This is a genomic window from Sphingobacterium corticis (assembly GCF_042684745.1).
GTDB lineage: Bacteria > Bacteroidota > Bacteroidia > Sphingobacteriales > Sphingobacteriaceae > Sphingobacterium > Sphingobacterium corticis.
Window position 1 is genome coordinate 129,605 of record NZ_JBHUMA010000003.1, and the last position, 20,127, is coordinate 149,731.

The following is a 20,127-nucleotide window of genomic DNA, read 5'->3' on the forward strand; positions in this document are numbered from 1 at the left end:
TTTCATAAGCATTTGGCAAAAAGTAGCAATTTTGGTAACAGAGGTAGAGGGCCAATCCGTAAAAAGGAGCCTGAACACCGCATCAATGAAAACATCCGCGTACCTGAGGTACGTCTTGTAGGTGATAATATTGAACCTGGGATTTATCCCACTCGTAAAGCGGTAGAACTTGCTGATGAGTTGGAGTTGGATTTGGTGGAGATCTCTCCAAATGCGACGCCTCCCGTTTGTAAGATCATTGACTATAGTAAATTCGTTTACGAGCAAAAGAAAAAACAAAAGGAAATTAAGGCGAACGCCAAGCAGACAGTTATTAAAGAAATCCGTTTCGGACCAAATACGAGCGATCACGATTTTGAATTTAAGTTGAAGCATGCCATGAAGTTTTTGGAAAGTGGCGAAAAGGTGCGTGCTTATGTTCACTTTAAAGGTCGTGCGATCGTGTTCAAGGAGCAAGGCGAAATTTTATTGCTTCGCTTCGCGCAAGCGCTTGAGGATGTTGGGAAGGTAGAATTGCTTCCTAAATTAGAAGGGAAGCGTATGTTCTTAACGCTAGCTCCGAAAGTTGCGGCTAAAAAATAAACATCTAACAGATTGATATATAATTTATAGTATTATGCCAAAAGTAAAAACCAATTCCAGCGCTAAAAAACGTTTTAAGCTTACTGGAACAGGTAAAATTGCAAGAAAAAGTGCCTTCAAAAGCCACATCTTGACTAAGAAAACGACTAAACAAAAACGTAACTTGACACAAACTAGTTATGTTCATGACGCTGATATGGGCAATGTGAAACGCATGCTTGCTATCGGTAAATAAGTCAAAAATCCTTTAATAATATTTTTTAACCAGGTTGTAGGTTGTAAGATTGCTGAAAAACGTAACGCCTTTAACCAAATAAAATTTCATCAATATGCCACGTTCGGTTAACGCAGTAGCTTCGAGAAGAAGAAGAAAAAGAATCATGAAATTAGCCAAAGGCTATTTCGGTTCACGTAGCAAAGTTTATACTATTGCTAAAAATACAGTAGAAAAAGGTTTACAGTACGCTTACCGCGACCGTAAAACCAAAAAACGCGAGTTCAGAGCTTTATGGATCCAGCGTATTAATGCGGGCGCACGTCAACACGGCGTTTCGTATTCTCAACTAATTGGAAAGTTGAATGCTAAAAACATCGGTTTGAACCGTAAAGTTCTTGCTGACTTAGCATTGAACAATCCAGACGCTTTCAAAGCAGTTGTAGACGCAGTAAAATAGAGTTTTAACCCGTTATCAATTTGTTAGAGATATGAAAAAGGAACCTTCGGGTTCCTTTTTTGTTTTGAGCGAGTTGAATTACGTTGTGCTATCTTTATCTAACGTAGATAATATACAAACAATTGAGGTTTAAATCTTTTGGCCAGCAATCCAGTTGCTTTAGTTAAGTCAATGTCGACGACCAATACACCTTCAACACCATAGGGTTGATGCGCTAAGAGCGAACCTTCCGGGTTAATCACAGCCGAGGCGGATTCTGTGAATTTGGATGCATAATTCACGCTCGCAAAATATATAGTATTCTCTAAAGCTCGCATCAACATTGCCTTTTCATAATACGGATTTGAGATGTCGCCAAATTTTTCTAACACTAATCCATTATCATCGCCTCCAGAGAAATGTGGATGAAATACGATTTGTGCATCGTTACACGCAGCCCATCTGACCGATTCGGGATATCGAAATCCTTCATGACAAATTGTAATTCCGAATTTTAGCCCATCAATTTCGAATAGCTGGCGATTTTCACCCGCAGTCCAGATGTTGTCTTCGCTTGGGTCTAACTGGTTTTTGGTTTGATAGCCTATTACATCTCCATTGCTGTCAATTACGAAGGCTAAATTATGCAATACCTCATCTAGGTAATAATCCATCGGAAGTATTATTGCTATATCGTTTTCTGCAGCAGCGATGCAGGCATCGTTTAAAGCATTTTTTAGTGATTCTTCCGTCCGATCTTCTACTGAATAGCCCATTCCGGGGTATCCAGGCAAGAAGGATTCTGGAAAACATACGATTTTGGCATGTTGTGATGATGCTGCTTTCGTTAATGCGCGAAGAGAATCTAAACCTGTAGATAGAGAATCTGGAATAAGAGGAGAGGCTAATGCTATTTTCATTTTTATGTTTAGATATTAATCTAAATGTAGGGAAATATTAAGATCATTCTAATTTATTAAAATATTTTTAGGTTGTATTAGATCATATTTTGGTATAAGTAAGACCTACTTGAAAATCTCTTGAGTGCTACTTGATGAGGGTAAAAATCTACCCACTCCTTCTCAACGTCAATACCGTAATTTCCGGCCAAACGCCGATGCGTCCTTTTAATCCGTGATAGCCAAACCCACGGTTGACATATAGATATTTGCCTTCCTGATTATATAATCCAGCCCAATTCTTATAGAAGTATTGTATCGGGCTCCATTTGAATCCGAAAAGTTCAACGCCGAGTTGCATGCCATGCGTGTGTCCAGCAAGGGTAAGATGAATACGCTGATCGAAGTTGGTGTTCACTTCGTCCCAATGCGATGGATCATGAGATAATAACACTTTGAAGCTATCCAATGATAATCCCGAAGTCGCTTTTCTGATATCACCATATTGATGAAATCCTCCTTTTCCCCAATTTTCAACACCGATCAAAGCAATAGATTGCCCGTCTTTTTCCAATTGAACGCTTTCATTCAGCAGTAAACGGAATCCCATTTCCCGATGGATTGCTTTCAAGCGTTCTAGGTTTATTGCTTTTGCAGAAGGATTTTCCCAACGGATGTAGTCGCCGTAATCGTGATTTCCAAGCACTGAATATTTTCCATAATGTGCGTTTAGTTGAGCGAAGGTTTCGATCCAGTCGTCCATCTCGGAAGCCTTATGATTAACTAAGTCACCCGTAAATAGTAAAAGATCGCTCTGTTGTTCATTTGCCAGCGTAACTCCTTTTTCTACACCTTTCTTGTCCGTGAAACTGCCGACATGAATGTCTGATATTTGCGTAATGGTAAAACCATCGAAAGCTTCTGGTAAATCGGGAAAATGAAGGGTCTCTTTTCGGATGCGATAAAAATGTTTTCCACGTGTTAATCCAAATAGAACAATAGCAAATATGCAAAGCGCGAATGCAATGGCAAATTCGCTAACGTAAATATTTCGCGGAGGAAATCCACGGAATAGACGTGTAAAATCTTCGATGAGCATGATTGGAGATGCAGCTAACTTCGGGATAGCAACGCTTAAGAACACCGTCAACAAGCTTGTTAATGCAGCTTGAGAAACGCGCCCACTTCTAGTCAAGAGAACGCCGCCAATAATACCTGCGAACAACAAGAAGTTCAATAACCAATAACCGGAAAGGATATAACTGTTCGATGTGAGCGTTTTAATAGCTTGATAAAAGTAAACTTCTGCTATAATAAGTATAACAAGGATAAGTATAATTCTTCTGATCATGGGCGTTTTTATTTCCATCAAAAAAAGCCGAGCGTTATTGCTCGGCTTTGATATGTTTTCATCGTCGTTCGACGAATTATTTTGCTAATTCTTCAGCGATAGCTTTACCAATCTCAGCTGGAGATTCAACAACGCGGATACCACACTCAGCCATAATTTTCATTTTAGCTGCTGCTGTATCGTCTGCACCACCAACGATCGCTCCAGCATGTCCCATACGGCGTCCCGGAGGCGCTGTTTGACCTGCGATGAAACCTACAACTGGTTTAGTACCGTGTTCTTTAATCCAACGAGCTGCTTCGGCTTCCATGCCACCACCGATTTCACCAATCATGATGATACCTTCAGTTTCTGGGTCGTTCATCAACAATTCAACCGCTTCCTTTGTAGTTGTTCCAATAATTGGGTCACCACCGATACCGATTGCCGTTGTGATACCTAAACCAGCTTTCACTGTTTGATCTACCGCTTCGTAAGTCAATGTTCCTGATTTTGAAACCACACCTACTTTACCTTTTTTGAAGATAAACCCAGGCATGATACCAATTTTTGCTTCTTCTGCTGTGATAATCCCTGGGCAGTTAGGTCCGATAAGACGAGATTTTTTATCACTTAAGTACGACTTCACTTCGATCATATCTTTTGTTGGGATACCTTCTGTAATACATACGATAACACCAACACCAGCTGCCGCCGCTTCCATAATCGCATCAGCCGCAAATGCTGGAGGTACGAAAATGATAGATACATTTGCTCCAGTAGCATCAACAGCATCTTGTACTGTATTGAATACCGGGCGATCTAAATGCTGTTGTCCGCCTTTACCAGGAGTGACGCCACCAACCAAATTGGTTCCGTACTCGATCATTTGAGTAGCATGGTATGTTCCTTCGTTACCGGTAAATCCTTGTACGATAACTTTAGAATCCTTATTGACTAATACGCTCATTTTTTCGTTTTTTTTGCCTAGCAAAGCTACTATTTTGTCGCGACTTCTGGAAACATTGCTCTTTGCATTTTTGTTATTTCTTGGCAAATTTTACCTTAGATATAAAGTCCCAAAGCACGATGCCCATCGTAACCGATACATTGAAGGAATGTTTGGTGCCAAATTGAGGAATTTCCAAACACTGCTCCGAGGTCGAAATAACCTCTTGCTCTACGCCATGCACCTCGTTTCCGAACACAAATGCGTACGATTTTGATTCGTCAGGATTAAAATCTTGCAAGAACACGCTGTTCGATGCTTGCTCTACAGATACAATCGTGTAGCCCTCATTTTTTAATCGCTGAACAGCGTCCAGCGTTGATTTCTCATGCACCCATTCCACCGATTTTGTTGCACCCAAAGCGGTTTTTTCAATTTCGCGGTGCGGTGGCGTAGCTGTAATTCCGCACAAAACAATGCGTTCAATGTTTAGTGCGTCGGCAGTACGAAATGCCGATCCAACGTTGTGCATGCTGCGAACGCTGTCGAGCACCAACACGACAGGTAACTTTTTTTGTTGCTTGAATGTGTCGACATCTACTCGATTAAGTTGCTCTAAGGATAGTTTTTGCATAGGTCAAAAGTACGCAGTCTAGACAAAAGATAAAAAGATTTTGAATATTGAATATACTATGCTATTTTTGCATTCCGAATTCAGTACAGAAATAATAAAAAATACTATAGCTAAGAGAGATGGCAAATCATAAATCCGCGATCAAAAGAATTAGAGCAAACGCTGCGAAGCGCTTGAGAAACCGTTACCAAGCAAAAACTACACGTAACGCAATCAAAAAATTACGCAACACGACTTCTCAAGAAGAAGCAAAAACATTGTTGCCACGTGTAATTTCTATGTTAGATCGTTTGGCAAAGAAAAACGTTATTCACAAGAAAAAAGCATCTAACAACAAGTCTAAGTTGACGAAATTCGTTAACAAACTAGCTTAGTTTTTAGCTTTTACGATACGAAAGAAGGGTGTATTTTCATACACCCTTTTCCTGTTTCTGGTTTTCCAACCAATCGGTTTATTTCTTCTTAATTCGTTCGATTACTTTATTTAGCTTCGCTGCATCGTCTTTATACGCTGCCAAATCGAACAGTTCTACTTTTCTAAAATCGACTGGGTGACTTTCGCTTTGTAGATAGATGTAGCCTTCCTTCAGCGCTTTACCATCTTCTTTCTGTTTTGAGTCGTATTCCAATACGTTATCTCCACCAATTTGAGGTTTCGAATACGACAGAACCACCTGATCATCCAAAATATGTTGAATCAACGAATCTCCTAATACCAAGAAATCGGCAGTAACCCATTGATCGCCATGATATGTTTTTGACGTAGAATTAATGCAGTGCGGCGTAAATAATTTACCGTCCATAATGACATTCGTTCCAGGCGTACACAGGTTCGATGTCGTGCGTTCGGTCTGTCCATCACCGCCTAAAAGCTGTCCTTCAATCGAAATTGGGAAATCTTGATCTTTCAGCATTGTTTCCGGTTTTTGACCGTGCAACATCGCACCAGAATTTCTCCATGCCCAACCTTCACCGCCTTTAGTTTGCTCATCTACGAAACGATATTCTAAACGCAGCAGATAGTAGCTGTATGGCGTGTTGTATGCCAAATGACCATATTGCTGATCGAAATCCTCGTATCCATCATAACGAACTTTCAGCAAGCCATCTTCTACACGGAATGTATTGGCATAATTGTTACCAACTTCGTGTAGACGGATTTTCGGTGTCCAATCGTTGATATCTTTTCCATTGAATAAGCTGATCGGCGTGGGAATAGAATCTTGTCCGGTTGCATTTTCTTTGTTGGCATTATTCGCATTATTGCATGCAAACAATACGGATAATGCAAGGAGCATCGCGCTCATGTTTAACTTCATATTAGGATACGTTTTTTATGTGTTAAATGATTGATTGTTTATTTTTTACATATTCGCTTGGACGGACACCAACGATTTTGAAAAAAGTATTGCTGAAGGTCGGCAAACTGCTATAACCTACTTTGGAAGCCACCTGCTGTACGCTCATTTTTTCATCCAACAGAAATTTTAATGCTGCCAACATCCGTAGTATAGTATAATATTGAATGAATGACATGCCCAAATCTTTTTGAAATAGTCGAGCCAAAGTGCGTTCGCTGAAATGAAATCTATTTGCCAAATCTTTGAAGCTGACTGATTCAGAAATATGTTCTTCCAAATAATTGACAATATCGCGCAGTTTTGTGCTTTTCGGATAAGGCAATGAAAGCGATAGATTAGAATGCGATAATTCCGGAAGCAACAATTTAAAGGATTTTGCTACCGTAAAGTTGATTTGATCTTCTGGTAAGATATGACCGTTCCAGCGATTGGTATACATAATCAATTCCATCAACAAATCGTTGACAGGATAGATGCCAACATGATTGAAAAAGGAATTGTCGGTATCGAATTTCGGGAAATAAAGATTACGCATAATCACTTCGGGACTACTCGGATGGATGCTGTGCTTCACACCTGCCGGAATCCAAATATAGTGGCGTGCAGGTAAAAAATAAGACTTTTCATCCGTTTTCAAGAAAACCATACCGCCTTCCGTGTAAAGAAACTGTCCTTTCACGTGCTCGTGCGTTTCAATGAATTCTTCCCCCATTACCGCGTGATGACAATAAATACTTTCGGGTTTTACATCGACTTCCGTCATGTAGTATTTATTTACGTAGGTATTCGTCATATTATGGGAATTATTAGATCTAAATATCCCTATTTTCCAGCATATAATCAAACTCTTCTGTCCATACCGTCATTTCATAGGCAGTGAATATTGATGCTATTCATTATGGTCAAAGTGTTATTTGCATGTATGCTTTTACGGTTTGGGAATATTATTTCTTTGCTAAATGCGTAGATTTATACTAGAGGTCAGTAACTTGAAGTAAGGGATTGGCGGAGATGATTTATAAACATAAACATACGTTTGTCGATGATAGAAAGAATTAAACTCGAAAGCCTTCGAGAAAAAATAATGAGTGCGGAGGATGCTGCGAAATTTATACAAGACGGCATGATTGTAGGAAGCAGCGGATTTACTAAAGCCGGCGATAGCAAGGCTGTACTACCTGCTTTGGCCGAGAAAGCCAAGCAACAGCCTTTTAAGATAACCTTAATTACGGGCGCCTCATTAGGCCACGATACAGATGGAAAGTTGGCAGATGCGGGCGTGCTAAGCAAGCGGATGCCTTTTCAAGTAGATCGCACATTGCGTAATAAAATCAATAGCGGTGAGGTGTTATTTATTGATCAACATTTAAGCGAAAGCGCTGAGTTGTTGCATCAGCAATTGCGTCCGGATGTCGCGGTAATTGAGGTGGCTTACGTGGATCGGGATGGTAGTATCGTTCCGACCACATCGGTGGGCAATTCGGTTGCCTTTGCTACGCTTGCAAAAAAAGTGATTTTGGAAGTGAACACTGCCGTTCCAGAAGATATTTACGGTATTCACGATATTTATCAGGCTGAAAATTATCCACATAGAAATGTAATTCCAATTGTAGCTCCTTGGAATAAAATCGGCAGAAAAACCATTCCACTCGACCCGGAAAAGGTGGTCGGTATCGTATTTACGAATGTACAAGATAGTCCGGCAGATATTTCGGATCCTGATGAGAAAACAACCGCAATTGCTAAACATATTTTGGAGTTTTTTGAAAATGAAGTTCGAACAGGCTACCTAACCGATCGTTTGTTGCCGATCCAAGCCGGAATTGGTAAAGTGGCCAATGCCGTACTTATGGGCTTCAAAGAAAGCAATTTCTACGATCTGACGATGTTTTCCGAAGTTTTGCAAGATAGTACCTTTGATCTGATTGATAGTGGAAAGCTAAGTTTTGCTTCTGCTTCGTCGGTAACCGTTTCTAAAGCCTGTTACGATCGAGTCTTCGGTAACTTGCAGAAATACCGTGATAAGTTTGTTTTACGTCCGCAAAATATTTCGAACACGCCGGGATTAATTCGTCGTTTAGGAATCATTGCTATCAATACAGCGATCGAATTTGATATTTACGGCAACGTAAATTCTACACACATCAGTGGTACGAAGATTATGAACGGTATAGGTGGCTCGGGTGATTTTGCGCGCAATGCCTATTTGAGCATTTTCGTGACGCAGGCTGCGTCTAAAGGTAATTTGATTTCTCATGTATTGCCGATGGTATCACATACCGATCATACGGAGCATGATGTGGATATTTTGGTTACTGATATTGGTTTAGCGGATTTGCGTGGATTAGCACCGCGAGAACGTGCGCAGAAAATTATTGATAACTGCGCGCATCCAGATTATCGACCAGAATTGCAATCTTATTTCGACCGAGCTTGCGAAAGGGGAGGACATACGCCGCATATTTTGGAAGAAGCATTCAGTTGGCATTTGCGTTTCCAAGAAACAGGTAGCATGAAGAAAGGTTAAGGATTGAAACTTATTCTCAGAGAGCTAAAAATAGAAAAAGGCCTGCATGCGTGCAGGCCTTTAACATATCTAATACTTTTTAGATGTCGGATTAACGACGATTTCCTGGAAGGTAAATTTGGAAACCCAAACTAACACCTAAGCCATTAGCACCACCACCTGAGTTTAAGTTAGCTTTGCTGTAGTTGTAACCTAAAGTAGTTTCCAACGCTACGTTACGTGTGATAAAGTGTGCATAACCACCAGCGATACCTGCTTCGAAAGAAGCACCATTACCAGCAGAAGATCCACCAATACCAACGTTACCGTGACCGAAGAAACGACCTGTAGAGCTAGATCCTTCTGGGAAGTAATAACGTACGAAAGGAGCGATACCATAGTTCCAAACATTGTCTGCGTCTCCGCTAACAGTTTGTAAACCTAAAGCGGCTTGTGCACCTATAGCAATACCGTCAGAAATAAAATAACCAGCACGTGGATTCAGCTGGATGTTAAAGCTTTCGCCTTCGAAGCTATAACCAAGGCTACCTACGGAACCACCAACCATCCAGTTTCCTTGACGGATTGGCTCCATGCCAACACTTTCAGACATTTGAGGAGTAGTTTCTATACGTTTTTGCGCAAATGAACCAAAAGCTACGCCTAATGCTAATAAACTTGATAATAAAACTTTTTTCATAATATTCAATTTTAGTTACTGCTCACGTAAGTGCAACTACTATGCCACTTTACTATTGCCTCCTAATTAGGAGAATAACTCTTTTATTGAATAATTGTTTTGTTAAAAGTAGGATGGAAAGTATGGAAATGTCTTAACGGTAGGTTCGGACAATGTTCGCTAATTCTTGAATAGAAGTGTTGACTTGGTCAACCGTAATATGTGCGCGTTGGTAATACGGTAATCGTTCCGTCAATTTTTCATCGATAAATTGATGCAATTGTTCGCCTGTGAATCCCTTTAATGCTGGACGTTTATTGACGTCCGATGCATTCAAACGGTTCCATAACGACTTCACGCTGTGATCTAAATATAAGGAAATGCCATGCTCCAAAATCCAATCCATATTGTCGAAATAACAAGGCGTACCTCCTCCAGTAGAAACAATCGTATTTTGATTTATTTGCTCCCGAAGTACTTCACTTTCTAATATGCGGAATTGCTCTTCACCGAAGGCTTTAAAATATTCAGGAATGCTCATGCCAACGCGCTGCACTAGCACAGCATCTAAATCTACAAACGGTCGCTCCAACGCATTGGCGAGTTTCTTTCCCCAAGTGGTTTTGCCGCTTCCCATAAACCCAATTAAAAAGACCGGTTTTGTTGCCATCTAATTCTTTTCGGAAGCGAATTGTTTGTTAATATATTGCTTTTCCAATTCTTCTTTTGAAGGGAATGTATGTTTCGACCACTTCTTGATAACTGTCCCATTTTGCATCAAGAGCACGCCCGGATTCGATCGAACCATGCTTTTTAACGGAACTAGGTCGGCATTGAAAGATTCTAATACCAAATTCAATTGGTCGTTAACGAACGTGACATTTTGTGGTGAACTTGCAGTTAATAATACTGCGCGAATCGGATAATCTTCCGAAACTTCGCGAATCGTTGTATTGATTCGATCTAACGCTAACAAATCGACGGACGATAAGCGCGTTACATCGGTACTTACGACGATGAAGTTGAAATATGGATTACTCAACAATTCTTGCGTTACGTCCTGACCTTCCATATCGCTGATAATTAAATCCGCGATTGCCGGCTCAAATCCTTTCTTAATCAATGTTGATTTTGGATCGCCGACAATTTCCCAATTTTCGTCTTCCCAAATTTTTTCATCCATATACACCTTATCATTGACGGTTTTGGATTCTCCCGTCGATTTATTTTTCAGCGTATAAATGTGTTCGTATTGATCGGGTTCGGCATCTTCAGGAATGGCCATTTGCTCCAGCAAATTATTTCCTTCTTTATAAGGTAGGAAGTCTACTATCGGAAGGAAGTTCATCGTGTAAATTCCGGCTCCAAACGACAAAATAATCACTAAGAAGGCTAGCAAGTTGTTAGAGAAACGGCTTTTAATGAGCGGTTGTATTTCACGACGATATCGAACGATAATCAATATCAAGACAAGCAAGACCAAATCTTTGATGAAGGATTGCCACGGTGTCAAAGGAATAGCGTCACCGAAACATCCGCAAGAGCTGACTACCTCGAAAAATGCGGAATAAAAAGTGAGAAACGTAAAGAATACGGTTAGAATCAATAATCCCCAGCTTACTTTGTTTCGCGCTAAGCCAAGCAATAACAATGTGCCAAGAATAATCTCAAATGCACAGATAAATACGGCAATCCAAGTACTGTAATCATCCAATGCTGAAAGGTGAAAAACCTTAAAATATTCTTCAAGCTTATATCCAAATCCTTTGGGATCGTTTGCCTTAATCAGGCCGGAAAATACAAAAAGAAAGCCGACCAAAAGGCGTGAAATCCAAAGCAGGATGTTAGCACCTGTTTTTTTTGTTTCGGTTGGCGTATAGCTGTAGTTATATGTCATAGTGTGTTGATGCTTTTAAGCCGCTAAGCCCATTTTAATCAATGCGAAAACTGCGTAATTAAGCATGTCTTGATAATTGGCTTTCAGGCCTTCGGAAACAAGCGTTTTTCCATCATTATCTTCAATTTGCTTGACGCGATGCAATTTGGTAAGAATCAAATCCGTTAAAGAAGAAATGCGCATATCGCGCCAAGCTTCTCCATAATCGTGGTTTTTCGCTAACATCAAATCGCGCGTTTCCCCGATCTTTTCGTCGTATTTTGCTTCTGCTTCGCTAACAGGAAGTTCTAAGTTTGCATCGGATTCCAATTCCAACTGCAACATGGCGATGACGCAATAATTAATGATGCCAACGTACTCATCGCTAATTCCTTCACCAACTTTGGTCACTTTTTTAACTTCCAGCGTGCGAATGCGCTGCGCCTTGATAAAGATTTGATCGGTAATGGAAGTCGGACGCATAACGCGCCACGAGGTGCCATAATCCTTCGTTTTTTTAAGAAATAATGTCCGACAATAATTGATAACCTGATCGTATTCTGTGCTTGTATCCATATAATGTATTTGCGTCTGCATCTAGCGCTTTGCAAAATTATGAACAATATACAAATAGTATTTATTCTGCCGAAATGAATACGTAATGCGCTTTTTTCATGTTGATTGCTATCAGGTGGTTACAGATTTTGTGATGGTGAAATAATTGGAGGTTATGAGTGATTCTCATCAATTCTCTTGTGTGACATACATCCCCGAAAATAATTGACTATCTCCGAACTGCAGTGTTATTTTATAAGGTGGATGAACTAATTCTATGTAATCTGAAATACTCAAACCTTCGTAATTTTTGATGATATTTCTGTCGAATAATTTTATAGCATCCTCCATCGTCATCCCAGGTTTGAGTCCGTTTTCGAACGAGATTTTAGTTTTTCTAAAATCCCCCAGAGAATATCCTTTTAATCTGTTGTGGCTTTGGTTTTCAAGATCATTGAAAAAGAAGTAAATATCATGATAGCGATCTTGGTAGATCATTTCGGCTGAATTTAGGTCTTTAAGGCTTTCGAAATCTTTAGAATATTTTGATCTTAAAAACTCATTTTCATTTGTCTTTCCAAGTTTAAAGTCGTTGAAATTCCAATCTTTGTTAATTGTTATTGCAGGCTTATTGCTGACATCCTCTGGCTTAGTACTATTTTTCAGTAGTTCCTTAAAATAAGCTTCTTTGTCGCATCCTCCAAAGTCAATAAAACCATTCATATTATCCCAATAGCATTTTTCAGAATTGTTGCGGTAATTTATGATGATAAGCCTTCCATAATCTGGTGCATAAAAAATAAATTTACTTTCATCTTCTACTTTCCAATATAATCCGTTGTCGGTGTTCGGGTTTTTTATTCCTTGACCATGTTTCAATTCAATTTCTTTCAAAATGTTTTCTTTGAGTATCTGTGAATTCATTTCAATGCGAACGCCATAGATTTCGTTGTCAGCACGATAATTCGTTAGCATCTTCTTGAGCATTTGGCCGTCTCGCAGCGTTACCATATCAATGTGAGCACCTCCAAATCGCGTAATACTGTCTGTTTTTAATACTTCTGATTTGACAAGAAAATATATTCGTTGATTTTTAAGATTCTGTGCACCAAAGCGGTAATTTTTTGCGTTTTCAACAGATAGTAATAAGGAATAGGGATATTCAGCGGTTTCTACTCCGATGTAAACGCTATCATCGAAATTAATTAGAGAATCTATAGGTTCATTCATGCCAAGCGAAAAAAGATTTGTCTTTTCGTGTTGATGACAGGCGTTAAGAAGTGGTAATAATATTAAATAGTATATAATCTTTCGAGTTGTATTGGTCATGATAATTATTTATTTAGAAACGGCGTTGTTCAAAAGTGCAGTGTATAATAACTGAATGATTCTTCTGGAATGGAACTACTTCAATGAACAAAATACGAAAGAATGTTTAAAGTTATAGGAACAATATTTTGGTAATATCAATTCGATTTTTAAAGCTTAATATTTCAATTTTTTGGAAGTCGAAATTTGAATCCTGATAGAAAAATCGCCCACAATCTCAACCCCATTCATCATCCTAAATAGCTATCTTCGTATATATGCTCCCCAGGAAAACTTGTCAGTTTTTCGAAACATCCTGCAAAGAGCATATATCATAAACTATTATTTAGCATGCAAATAGAAAAGCCGGAGATACGGCACGTGGAAATTATCCGTTATGTGATGCCTTTTCGGGAAGGAGGATCTTTGCCGGCATTGGTTGATGCGGATGATGATTTTAGTTATGTGATCAAATTTCGTGGTGCCGGACAAGGGAAGCGCGTTTTGGTGGCCGAATTGATCGCTGGAGAAGTAGCGCGTTGGCTTGGATTGCGGATGCCGGAAATGGTTTTCGCAGAGCTACATGAAGCATTTGGCAGAACGGAACCCGACGAAGAAATTCAGGATTTGTTGAAGTTTAGCGTCGGAACAAACTTGGGCGTTCATTATTTAAATGGTGCGATTACTTTCGATCCAAATGTGCAATCCATTGACGCGGAAGAAGCGTCCAAAATTGTGTGGTTGGATGCCTTATTTATGAATGTCGACCGCACGGTTCGAAACACCAATATGTTGATTTGGCATCGCGAATTATGGTTGATCGATCACGGCGCTTCTCTTTATTTTCATCACAATTGGGAGCATTGGGAAGATCAGGTGATGAAGCCGTTCGTGCAGATTAAAGATCATGTTTTGTTAAAACAAGCTTCTGCAGTTCGAGAAATTGATGCGCGCTACAAATCATTATTTACGGAAGAAAACCTAAGAAAAATACTTTCCGCTGTACCTGATGATTGGCTGGAGGAAGATGGTCGTGAAGCGACGCCCGATGAGGTACGGGAAGTTTACGTACAGTTCTTGTCGCGCCGCGCACAAAATTCGGCGATATTTTTGGATCAAATAGACAAAGCTCGTGAAACTGGAATATGAGTACGCCGTCATTCGTTTTGTGCCTAGGGTAGAACGCGAAGAATTTGTAAACGTTGGCGTGCTGTTGTATTGCAAGCGTAAGCGTTTTGCTGGTATTAAATGGCATGTCGATAAAATGCGGTGCGAATCTTTTACGTCAGACTTTGAAGAGGATGTTTTGATCGCCTACTTGGAATCATTGTCCAATATTTGCGATGGAAATGGGAAAGGCGGAAAATTGGCAGAATTGGAGCAACCCGAACGAGTGCGCTGGATTACGGCAAATAGAAGCACTTGGATCCAATGCTCTCCGGTACATGTTGGATTATGTATTGATCCAGCAGAAACTTTGCAACAGCTATTTGAACGTTTAGTTCTATAAGGTTGATCGTGTTTCTAGTATATTTGTGATGTCATGAGGAAAGAAAGAACAGAAGATTTTTACCAGCATTTGTTTTTAAAGCAACAGGAAGCGCAAGACATGCCTAGCAATACGCGTGTTTGGGAATGGGCGCGCGAAATTTTTCGACTGATGTTTCCCGAGCGCAATCCCAGAAAAATTTATTCCGTGGATGCAGTAAAAGCGAGTTTTAAACAATTGGAAAATGAGTTTTTCGATATTCTTCATGGCAGTAAATATTGCAGTCACTGTGATTATGAAACCATCGTTTCGGAATTCTTCGATGTGCTTCCAAGTTTGTACGAACTGATGTTGACCGATGCGCAGGCCATATTGGATGGCGATCCGGCTGCACAAAGCTTACGCGAAGTGGTGCGTACTTATCCCGGTTTTTTGGCCATGTGCATGTACAGAATGGCCAATCAACTTTGGAAAAATGATCTGCCATTGATTCCTCGTTTGTTGACAGAATATGCGCATGAACGTACGGGAATTGATATCCATCCTGGAGCGACAATCGGTCGTTATTTACATATCGATCATGGGACAGGCGTTGTAATTGGTGAAACTACCGTTATCGGCGATCATGTGAAGCTCTATCAAGGCGTTACGCTGGGAGCGCTGAGTGTTGAGAAAATTTTGGCTGGCAAACAGCGACATCCGATCATCGAAGACCACGTAATCATTTATGCCGGAGCGACAATCTTGGGTGGCGAAACACGTATTGGGCATCATTCCGTTATTGGTGGTAACGTATGGTTGACAAGTAGTGTGGAGCCATATACCACCGTTTATCACCAACCGAACACTAAGTTTATTGACTCAAAACCGATCTTGTAATGGGTAACATTATAGAAACCATTGGCAATACGCCGTTAGTAGAAATAACGAGTTTTCACGATAACCCGAACGTTCGTATCTATGCGAAGATGGAAGGGAATAATCCGGCGGGGTCGGTAAAGGATCGCGCCGCGTTAAATATGATTCGATCTGCATTAGAACGCGGTGATATTTCGCCAACCTCCACATTGATTGAAGCAACGAGCGGAAATACGGGCATTGCGTTGGCGATGATTGCCAGTATGTACAAAGTTCCGATTGAATTGGTAATGCCGTCTACATCGACGCGCGAACGCGTTTTAACGATGGAAGCATTCGGCGCGAAAGTAACGTTATTGGATTCCATGGAAGCCAGTCGGGATTATGCGGAGCAAAAAGCGCAACAACCCAATTTTTTCTTGCTGAATCAGTTTGCAAATCCTGATAACTACAAAGCGCACATCCAAACAACCGGACCGGAGATTTGGCGCGATACCGAGGGGAGAATCACACATTTTGTTAGTGCAATGGGAACGACAGGTACGATTATGGGATGCTCACGTTTCTTTAAGAAGCAAAATGAAAGCATTCAAATTGTCGGCTGTCAACCTACCGAAGGATCATCTATTCCTGGAATTCGACGTTGGCCGGAAGCTTATTTGCCAAAGATATTTGATCCGTCGCGCGTGGATCGAATTATTGATATCGATCAGGCGGATGCTACGAAGCGCACGCGGGAGCTGGTTGCAAAGGAAGGGATTTTCGTGGGGATGAGCACAGGCGGAGCATTTCACGCTGCCTTGCAAGTGGCGAACGAAATTGCAGAAGGCGTGATTGTATTTATCGCTTGTGATCGCGGTGACCGCTATTTGAGTTCCGATTTATTTGTTGGATAACTAAACATTTTACTCACGCGTCCAAATTTCATAAATCTTATTTCCGGTCGAACTGAGTCCGGTATGATGCCATTCTTTGCCCTTCACCTCGCCTTCAAATTGAAGTGATGTGCCGATTCGTGTATTGTCACGCGAGAAAAATAGAATATGCTCGGCATACCTTCCGTCTTGAAAAGTATATTCTCCACCACCTGTTCCATAAAACCCGCGCCGCGCTGGATTAATGGCAATCCATTGGAAATAACCATCAATTAGCAACTTAATTGTTTTGCGATCACCACGCTGAATTTGTCCCATTTCACCTTGTTGCATTCTTCCAGTTATTCGCCATAAACCATCTAAACCTTGGTCTTTTGCATCTTGCTTAACCCATTCATTACCATCGCTGTCGCGTAAATTCCCGTCATCCACCGTAAAGCGATGTTGCACCGACTGCCCTATCAATGTGGAATCTTGGTCATGATACTCAGTTTCTATCGTAATGCTGTTATTTTCTAACGCGAACGGTCCACCAGTGGTGTACATATAAACCTTATCATGATAATAGATCATTGAAGTGTATCCATCGGCAAATAGCCATAAAGCATTCACATCACCTTGCTTCATTTTATAGGCACCCTGCAGATTGTTTTGTTGGGCGAACAAAGAAACGTTGCTTATTATTAAAATATGGAAAAGCCAAAAGCATAAATTTTTCATCGATTTCATGTGATAGGTTTACCGATTGATAACAATTTGTTTATGTAAAAGTTTGATTTCTAATATGCTCGGATTAATGGATCGAATAATCAGTTATAAATGCCATTCAATGATTACTTTTGGCGTGTTATTTGGTGATCTTTTTTGTCTCAAAACCAGTTAAATAGCAGGTAGCTTATAATTTTCAAATCCGCATGATCTTCATACAAGATAATCAAACGCACTACATTAGCCACGAAGCGATTGGCTCCAAAGCAAAAGGTCTTTTTATGGCTCGAGCATTTGATTTGAATGTTCCACGCTGGGCAGTATTGCCGGAGGATTATCTTGCGGAAGTTTTTAAAACCTTGTCGTCGATATCGCACAAGCAAGATTTGCTTCGTGCTATCGATAGCTATGTTTTTCCGCCAGCAGTGGAAGCAGAATTAGCTATGTTATTTCCGAATCACTCGAATTTGGCAGTACTCGCGTCGCCAAGCATTGAGATTGGTCACGAAGCATTCCTAAATGAACGGTTCGATAATTTTCTTTGCGTTCCTCAATCACAAGTTTTATCGTACGTGAAACAAGTTTGGCGATCGCTTTTTTCCGATGAAGTATTGCAATATCGTTCGGCACATCGATTAGCACCTAGCTTAGGAATAGCGGTCATTATTCAGGAAGTGGTGGAGGCAGATGCTTCTGGAAAAGCTTTTGGGTTGCATCCTAAGAGTGGAAATCGGAAGCAGAAGTGGATATCTGCAACATTTGGTGTTAGTGGAGAAGCGAATGATTTGGAACAGGATCGATATATCGTTTCTTCTGGAGGTATCGATCGGCAAATCGCGCGGAAGCGCGAAAAGCAAATTTGGAACGTGGAGGGTGCCGGTAATTTGTATAGAACCGATGTGGCGCGGATCCATCAACATGATCAAGCTGTTTCCGACGAACATATTTTTACGCTGTCTACAACATTAGATCGATTTCGCGCAAAATATCAACAGTTTTTTCAATTGGAATTTGTTGTTAGCAACAACGAACTTTTCCTTACCAACGCGGTACCAATTTTAGGAGTCGCTGAACTGATTGACAAATCTGGTGTGGCTCGTGAATGGGATAGCCGAAGATTTAAAGCCGAATTTTCGGGAGTGATCACACCATTGACCTTTTCCTGCTTACGGACATTCGAGAAAGCAGATGCTAAATACCTAGTGAAATTTTTAGGTGCATCAGATACAATCGTGGAACGAAATAAATCCATTTTCTCTAATATTTTGGGTTTGATGAATGGCCGGATTTATGAAAACATACATGCCAAACAAGCGATGGAGATGATGTTGCCAAGCCACAAAATCGATATTCGATTAATGAATCTGGAATCGCCTGCCAAAGCTCCGGTTGAATTAGTTGCTGAATTGCCGTTAACTAGAAATCAAGCTTGGTGGAGTGTTTGCAAGTTGATGGTCAAGTTTTACCGACAACATAGCGATTTGGATCGCCAAGCGACGGAGTTTTCGGGTCATATCAATAAGGTAGTCGCTCGCTTTAATAATAAGGATTGGCAGGATAAAGACCTCGTCGAGCTTATGCAATTATATCGTAAAGTGGAACGAACGATGATTTGGAAGGTGCCCCAAAAGGTCGATTTTTACTTTGAAACCTTGCTGCGCTGGCTAAAGCAGTATGTAGCGCCCTTCAGCGAAAATCCACTTGTTTCGGCGGAAGCGCTCTTGTTGGATACCACTAGACTGGTCACCATGTATCCTATTCGTAGAAGGTTGGAAATTGCAGAAAAGGTGCAACGTTCGGAACTACTAAAAACGCTTTTTCAGAAAGAGGACATAAAGCAAATATGGTATTTCATCCAGCATGATCACCGTGATGAAACCATGAAAATCAAACATATTATTGAAGATTATTTATCGGAGGTGGACCAAAATTGCGTAGCTAACCGATTGATAGATTTGCGAGAAAAAGGAGGGGATCCTCTGCAACTGATTACTTCGCTGAAACAAGATTTAGAGGATAATGTATTTGATTTCGCCCATGCGCATGAGGTAGAGCTTCAAATCCGTAATTCGGCGGAAGAGGTCATGAAAAAAGCGTTTCGCCGTAATCCGATTAAGCAGAAATGGTTTAATAAAATAGTGCTACGCACACGAAAGTTGTTCGAAATGCGCGAAACTTTTGCCTACGATCATCTGCGATTGTGGGGTATTTTGCGCCAACTTTTCCATGTGTTCGCTACCCGTTTCTCTGAAGAAGGCCTGTTGGAGTTTAAAGAGGATATTCATTACCTTACCAAAGAGGAAATTTTTGACTTTATTCAAGGGCATAGTATTCATACCGATTTACAATCGTTGGTTGCGGTGCGGAAAGAGGAATACGACCGTTTTGAGCAGCTTCCTATTCCAAATGAAAGAATTAATACGTTTGGCATTCCGTATCATAGTAATGACTTTTTCCCTGCGAATGAAGAAACAATACCTGCCGATAAAACCTATCGTGGTGAAATTGCTTGCTCAGGTAAGGCGAAAGGTGTAATTAAAATATGGGACTCCGATTCTTTGGAAGAAATTCGAGAAGGTGATATCATTGTTTTACCGAGTGCGGATTTGCGCTTTGAAAACAAGCTGAAGAAAGCGAGTGGCCTTCTTATTCAAAATGGCAGTATTTGGCAACCCCTATGTACATTAGCACGACAAAACGACTTGCCGTGTCTAATTAGCGCAAATTTTTCGCATCTAAACGATGGGGATTTGGTAGAAGTGGATGGTTATGTCGGGGAAGTGATTAAAATTTGATTTCTCCTGGAACCCGAGGAACGAGGGTGAAGTGATCTCAGAGCATTAAAGTCTTTAAACCTAGGTTTTC

General features: G+C 40.5%; 22 protein-coding genes. 10 read left to right on the plus strand and 12 right to left on the minus strand.

Annotated elements, in window-relative coordinates; genetic code table 11:
* Window positions 1-12 precede the first annotated feature (12 nt).
* The 3 genes from infC to rplT all read left to right on the plus strand — a co-directional run bounded on the left by infC (window position 13) and on the right by rplT (window position 1,256).
* A complete protein-coding gene (infC, locus tag ACFSQ3_RS00600; RefSeq protein ID WP_380866594.1) occupies window positions 13-582 on the plus strand; it encodes a translation initiation factor IF-3 in 570 nt (189 codons plus the stop codon).
* Between the two features lie 34 nt (window positions 583-616).
* On the plus strand, window positions 617-817 hold the full coding sequence (gene rpmI, locus ACFSQ3_RS00605; RefSeq protein WP_066752870.1) for a 50S ribosomal protein L35: 201 nt from the start codon (window positions 617-619) through the stop codon (window positions 815-817).
* A 94-nt stretch (window positions 818-911) separates the two neighbouring features.
* Complete coding sequence (gene rplT / locus ACFSQ3_RS00610) at window positions 912-1,256, plus strand: 50S ribosomal protein L20 (protein ID WP_380866596.1); 345 nt, start codon at window positions 912-914, stop codon at window positions 1,254-1,256.
* 98 nt (window positions 1,257-1,354) lie between these two features.
* Here rplT and ACFSQ3_RS00615 read toward each other — a convergent pair whose 3' ends face one another.
* From ACFSQ3_RS00615 to ACFSQ3_RS00630, 4 genes are all read right to left on the minus strand, one after another.
* A complete protein-coding gene (locus ACFSQ3_RS00615; protein ID WP_380866598.1) occupies window positions 1,355-2,155 on the minus strand; it encodes a carbon-nitrogen hydrolase family protein in 801 nt (266 codons plus the stop codon).
* 148 nt (window positions 2,156-2,303) lie between these two features.
* Window positions 2,304-3,485 (minus strand): metallophosphoesterase, encoded by a 1,182-nt coding sequence (locus ACFSQ3_RS00620; protein ID WP_380866599.1) that lies wholly within the window; start codon window positions 3,483-3,485, stop codon window positions 2,304-2,306.
* 76 nt (window positions 3,486-3,561) lie between these two features.
* Window positions 3,562-4,434, minus strand: a complete 873-nt coding sequence (gene sucD, locus ACFSQ3_RS00625) for a succinate--CoA ligase subunit alpha (protein WP_380866601.1) — start codon at window positions 4,432-4,434, stop codon at window positions 3,562-3,564.
* 73 nt (window positions 4,435-4,507) lie between these two features.
* A complete protein-coding gene (locus ACFSQ3_RS00630; protein WP_380866603.1) occupies window positions 4,508-5,047 on the minus strand; it encodes an RNA methyltransferase in 540 nt (179 codons plus the stop codon).
* A gap of 119 nt (window positions 5,048-5,166) precedes the next feature.
* On the opposite strand from ACFSQ3_RS00630, the gene rpsT reads away from it, so the two are divergent.
* A complete protein-coding gene (gene rpsT, locus ACFSQ3_RS00635; RefSeq protein ID WP_380866604.1) occupies window positions 5,167-5,421 on the plus strand; it encodes a 30S ribosomal protein S20 in 255 nt (84 codons plus the stop codon).
* A gap of 78 nt (window positions 5,422-5,499) precedes the next feature.
* On the opposite strand, the gene ACFSQ3_RS00640 is transcribed toward rpsT, so the two are convergent.
* Window positions 5,500-6,366, minus strand: coding sequence for a 3-keto-disaccharide hydrolase (locus ACFSQ3_RS00640; protein WP_380866605.1), 867 nt, complete (start codon window positions 6,364-6,366; stop codon window positions 5,500-5,502).
* A gap of 22 nt (window positions 6,367-6,388) precedes the next feature.
* Window positions 6,389-7,201 (minus strand): helix-turn-helix domain-containing protein, encoded by an 813-nt coding sequence (locus tag ACFSQ3_RS00645; RefSeq protein ID WP_380866607.1) that lies wholly within the window; start codon window positions 7,199-7,201, stop codon window positions 6,389-6,391.
* Between the two features lie 249 nt (window positions 7,202-7,450).
* Between ACFSQ3_RS00645 and ACFSQ3_RS00650 the strand changes: the two genes are divergently transcribed.
* Window positions 7,451-8,935 carry a succinate CoA transferase gene (locus ACFSQ3_RS00650; RefSeq protein WP_380866609.1) on the plus strand — a complete coding sequence of 495 codons (1,485 nt, stop codon included), beginning with the start codon at window positions 7,451-7,453 and terminating at the stop codon, window positions 8,933-8,935.
* 91 nt (window positions 8,936-9,026) lie between these two features.
* Here the strand turns inward: ACFSQ3_RS00650 and ACFSQ3_RS00655 are convergent, their stop codons facing one another.
* The 5 genes from ACFSQ3_RS00655 to ACFSQ3_RS00675 form a co-directional block, all read right to left on the minus strand.
* Entirely contained in the window at window positions 9,027-9,614 is a 588-nt protein-coding gene (locus ACFSQ3_RS00655; RefSeq protein WP_380866611.1) for a hypothetical protein, read from the minus strand.
* 133 nt (window positions 9,615-9,747) lie between these two features.
* Complete coding sequence (locus ACFSQ3_RS00660) at window positions 9,748-10,263, minus strand: shikimate kinase (RefSeq protein ID WP_380866612.1); 516 nt, start codon at window positions 10,261-10,263, stop codon at window positions 9,748-9,750.
* On the minus strand, window positions 10,264-11,490 hold the full coding sequence (locus ACFSQ3_RS00665; protein ID WP_380866614.1) for a BT_3928 family protein: 1,227 nt from the start codon (window positions 11,488-11,490) through the stop codon (window positions 10,264-10,266).
* Between the two features lie 15 nt (window positions 11,491-11,505).
* A complete protein-coding gene (locus ACFSQ3_RS00670; RefSeq protein ID WP_380866615.1) occupies window positions 11,506-12,045 on the minus strand; it encodes a DUF1599 domain-containing protein in 540 nt (179 codons plus the stop codon).
* Window positions 12,046-12,213: 168 nt separating this feature from the next.
* Window positions 12,214-13,353 carry a hypothetical protein gene (locus ACFSQ3_RS00675; protein ID WP_380866617.1) on the minus strand — a complete coding sequence of 380 codons (1,140 nt, stop codon included), beginning with the start codon at window positions 13,351-13,353 and terminating at the stop codon, window positions 12,214-12,216.
* 330 nt (window positions 13,354-13,683) lie between these two features.
* Between ACFSQ3_RS00675 and ACFSQ3_RS00680 the strand changes: the two genes are divergently transcribed.
* Genes ACFSQ3_RS00680 through cysM form a run of 4 tightly spaced genes read left to right on the plus strand, consistent with a single transcriptional unit; the run spans window position 13,684 to window position 16,575 of the window.
* On the plus strand, window positions 13,684-14,481 hold the full coding sequence (locus ACFSQ3_RS00680; RefSeq protein ID WP_380866619.1) for a HipA family kinase: 798 nt from the start codon (window positions 13,684-13,686) through the stop codon (window positions 14,479-14,481).
* On the plus strand, window positions 14,465-14,842 hold the full coding sequence (locus tag ACFSQ3_RS00685; protein WP_380866620.1) for a DUF3037 domain-containing protein: 378 nt from the start codon (window positions 14,465-14,467) through the stop codon (window positions 14,840-14,842). The genes ACFSQ3_RS00680 and ACFSQ3_RS00685 overlap by 17 nt, the downstream gene beginning before the upstream one ends.
* 33 nt (window positions 14,843-14,875) lie before the next feature.
* Window positions 14,876-15,700, plus strand: a complete 825-nt coding sequence (gene epsC / locus ACFSQ3_RS00690) for a serine O-acetyltransferase EpsC (RefSeq protein ID WP_380866621.1) — start codon at window positions 14,876-14,878, stop codon at window positions 15,698-15,700.
* Window positions 15,700-16,575, plus strand: a complete 876-nt coding sequence (cysM, locus tag ACFSQ3_RS00695; RefSeq protein WP_380866623.1) for a cysteine synthase CysM — start codon at window positions 15,700-15,702, stop codon at window positions 16,573-16,575. Before epsC ends, cysM begins: the two co-directional genes overlap by 1 nt.
* Before the next feature lie 9 nt (window positions 16,576-16,584).
* Here cysM and ACFSQ3_RS00700 read toward each other — a convergent pair whose 3' ends face one another.
* Window positions 16,585-17,274, minus strand: coding sequence for a hypothetical protein (locus ACFSQ3_RS00700; RefSeq protein ID WP_380866625.1), 690 nt, complete (start codon window positions 17,272-17,274; stop codon window positions 16,585-16,587).
* A 194-nt stretch (window positions 17,275-17,468) separates the two neighbouring features.
* Here ACFSQ3_RS00700 and ACFSQ3_RS00705 point away from each other — a divergent pair, with 194 nt between their 5' ends.
* Window positions 17,469-20,057, plus strand: coding sequence for a PEP/pyruvate-binding domain-containing protein (locus ACFSQ3_RS00705; RefSeq protein ID WP_380866626.1), 2,589 nt, complete (start codon window positions 17,469-17,471; stop codon window positions 20,055-20,057).
* Window positions 20,058-20,127: the final 70 nt, after the last annotated feature.